The following is a 3,706-nucleotide window of genomic DNA, read 5'->3' on the forward strand; positions in this document are numbered from 1 at the left end:
AAATAAGGGAAAAGCTAATGAAGCAGAGGTCATTCTGCCCGGGAAGATTAAGCACCGCGATCGCCATCGCGCTGTGCTGCTTTCCGCCATTTTCCAGCGGACAGGAAAACCCGGGAACGGTATATCAGTTTAACGACGGCTTTATTGTCGGCAGTCGCGAAAAGGTCGATCTGTCGCGCTTTTCGACCAGCGCGATTACCGAAGGCACTTACTCCCTTGACGTCTACACCAACGACGAGTGGAAAGGGCGCTACGATTTACGCATCGCGCGCGATAAAGATGGTCGGCTGGGCGTCTGCTACACCAAAGCGATGCTGGCCCAATATGGCATCGCGGCGGAAAAGCTCAATCCGCAGCTGAGCGAGCAGGAGGGCTACTGCGGTAGCCTCAAATCCTGGCGCAACGAAGAAAACGTCAAAGACAACCTGGTCCAGTCCTCCCTGCGGTTGAACATTTCGGTACCGCAGATCTATGAAGATCAACGCCTGAAAAACTATGTCAGCCCGGAGTTCTGGGACAAAGGTATTACCGCGCTCAATCTTGGCTGGATGGCGAACGCCTGGAACAGCCATACCTCTTCGGTAGGCGGGTCGGATAACAGCAGCGCCTATCTGGGCGTCAACGCCGGTCTGTCGTGGGACGGCTGGCTGCTGAAGCACATCGGCAACCTGAACTGGCAGCAGCAGCAGGGTAAAGCGCACTGGAACAGCAACCAGACCTATCTCCAGCGCCCTATCCCACAGCTCAACTCCATCGTCAGCGGCGGGCAGATTTTCACCAATGGTGAATTTTTCGACACTATCGGTCTGCGCGGGGTTAATCTTTCCACCGATGACAATATGTTCCCGGACGGCATGCGCTCGTATGCTCCGGAAATTCGCGGCGTGGCGCAGAGCAACGCCCTCGTCACCGTGCGCCAGGGCAGCAATATTATCTATCAGACCACCGTTCCGCCCGGACCGTTTACCCTGCAGGATGTCTATCCTTCCGGCTATGGCAGCGATCTTGAGGTCTCGGTGAAAGAAGCGGATGGCTCGGTAGAAGTGTTTAGCGTGCCTTACGCTTCCGTCGCCCAGCTGCTGCGTCCGGGAATGACCCGCTACGCGCTCTCCGCCGGTAAAGTGGACGACAGCGCGCTGCGCAACAAGCCGATGCTCTATCAGGCGACCTGGCAGCACGGGATCAACAATCTGTTGACCGGCTACACCGGGGTCACCGGTTTTGACGACTATCAGGCCTTCCTGGTGGGGACAGGGATGAACACCGGCATCGGCGCGCTCTCTTTTGACGTCACCCATTCGCGGTTGAAGAGCGATGCCCATGATGACTCGGGTCAGAGCTATCGCGCGACCTTTAACCGCATGTTTACCGATACCCAGACCAGCATCGTGTTGGCGGCGTATCGCTACTCGACGAAAGGTTATTACAACCTCAACGACGCGCTGTACGCCGTCGATCAGGAAAAAAATAGTCGCAGCAACTACACCCTGTGGCGGCAAAAAAACGGCATGACCTTCACGGTGAACCAGAACCTGCCGGACGGCTGGGGCGGGTTTTATCTCAGCGGCCGTATCTCCGATTACTGGAACCGCTCCGGGACCGAGAAGCAGTATCAGGTCAGCTACAACAATTCATTTGGTCGTCTCTCCTGGTCGGCGAGCGCGCAGCGCGTCTATACGCCAGACAGCTCCGGTCATCGTCGCGACGATCGTATTTCACTCAACTTCAGCTACCCGCTGTGGTTTGGCGATAACCGCACCGCCAACCTGACGTCGAACACCTCGTTCAATAACTCGCGCTTTGCCAGCTCGCAGATTGGTATCAACGGTTCGCTGGACAGTGAAAACAACCTTAACTACGGCGTGTCGACCACCACCGCCACCGGCGGTCAGCATGATGTGGCGCTCAACGGCAGCTACCGTACGCCATGGACCACCCTCAACGGCAGCTACAGCCAGGGCGAAGGCTATCGTCAGAGCGGCATTGGCGCCAGCGGGACGATGATCGCCCACAGCGGCGGCGTGGTGCTCTCACCGGAAAGCGGCTCGACGATGGCCCTGATTGAAGCCAAAGACGCGGCCGGGGCGATGCTTCCGGGATCGCCGGGCACCCGTGTGGACAGCAATGGTTACGCCATCCTGCCGTATCTGCGCCCGTACCGGATTAACGCCGTGGAAATCGACCCGAAAGGCAGCCATGACGACGTGGCCTTCGATCGCACCGTGGCGCAGGTTGTGCCGTGGGAAGGCAGCGTGGTTAAGGTCGCGTTCGGCACTAAGGTGCAGAACAACCTCACCCTGCAGGCGCGCCAGGCGAACCACGAGCCGTTGCCGTTTGCGGCAAGTATTTTCTCCCCCGACGGCAAGGAGATCGGCGTTGTCGGCCAGGGCAGCATGATGTTTATCAGCGATGCGAACGCCAAACGCGCGATTGTGAAGTGGAGCGGCGGGCAGTGTTCGGTGGATCTGGGACAGCAAACAACAAAGGATAGCGTATGTCGCTGAGGAAATTACTAACGCTTTTTATCGTCTTAATGGCGCTGGGAACCACCTCGTCCTGGGCCTCCTGTACGCGTCTCTCATCGCCAACGGTGATGCTGGACATGGTGGTGGGCAGGGTGGTGGTGCCCCCGGATCTGCCGGTGGGCTCGGTGATCCTTACCCGCGACTGGACGATGAGCGCTCCCGGCGGGGCAAGCTATCGCTGTACTTCCGGCACCAACCGCTTTGCGGCGAAGATCGTGTCGCCAGGGGCCACGGACCTTGGAAATAAAATCTACTCCACCAACGTGCCGGGAATCGGCATGCGTTTCAGCCGCGGCGGCGCGACGGTGAATATCGTCTATCCCGACGTCTATTCGTCCCGGGTATATAACACCACCGACTATTCCCTCGAAGGGTCGCGCTTTACGCTGGAGATTATCAAAACCGCGGCAACCACCGGCAGCGGCACCCTGGTGGCGGGTAAGTACACCTCCTACGACTGGGAGAGCGGCAGTAACCCGATCCTCGAAACCTATCTGAGCGCCAGCGCCATCACCGTGGTCTCGCCCTCCTGTTCGGTGCTGAGCGGGAAAAATATGAATGTCGATGTGGGTTCCATCCGGCGCACCGACCTGAAAGGGGTCGGCACCACCGCCGGCGGGAAGGATTTTAATATCGACCTGCAGTGCAGCGGCGGCCTGAGTGAAACGGGATATGCCAACATTAGCACCTCGTTCTCCGGTACCCTGGCCACCAGCACTACCGCTACCATGGGCGCCTTGCTGAATGAAAAAGCCGGCAGCGGGATGGCGAAAGGCATTGGCATCCAGGTGCTGAAGGATGGCTCCCCGCTGCAGTTTAATAAGAAATACACCGTCGGCCGCTTGAATGATCAGGAGACCCGCTACATCACCATACCGCTGCAAGCGCGTTTTTATCAGTATGGCCCGACGACCAGCACCGGCGAGGTGGAGTCGCATATGATCTTTAACCTGACGTACGATTAATACGGGAGGGGGAATGAAGGGATTGCCGAAAAACACTATCGCGTGGCTGCTATTTTGCGGCAGCCTCGCCGCCCCCTCGGCGTGGGGTTTTGAGACCAATTACGATCGCGGACGGGTCGATTTTGCCGGGCGGGTGACGGATATTTCCTGTAGCATCGCGCTAAACGGCGGCCAGCATGCCGGCAGCGGTAATGTCTGGCTGGCGCCGGTCAGCCT

Annotated in this window: 2 protein-coding genes and 1 pseudogene; all 3 read left to right on the forward strand. The window is 58.5% G+C overall.

What is annotated here, in order from left to right:
* Window positions 1–17: 17 nt before the first annotated feature.
* Window positions 18–2,504, forward strand: coding sequence for a type 3 fimbria usher protein MrkC (mrkC, locus tag RDN66_RS06900; protein ID WP_000813718.1), 2,487 nt, complete (start codon window positions 18–20; stop codon window positions 2,502–2,504).
* Entirely contained in the window at window positions 2,495–3,490 is a 996-nt protein-coding gene (gene mrkD / locus RDN66_RS06905) for a type 3 fimbria adhesin subunit MrkD (protein ID WP_308537722.1), read from the forward strand. Before mrkC ends, mrkD begins: the two co-directional genes overlap by 10 nt.
* 13 nt (window positions 3,491–3,503) lie before the next feature.
* Window positions 3,504–3,706 (forward strand): annotated as a pseudogene (locus tag RDN66_RS06910) (type 1 fimbrial protein); the annotation flags it as partial.

The sequence above is a fragment of the uncultured Kluyvera sp. genome, assembly GCF_902485085.1.
Lineage (GTDB): Bacteria > Pseudomonadota > Gammaproteobacteria > Enterobacterales > Enterobacteriaceae > Kluyvera > Kluyvera ascorbata.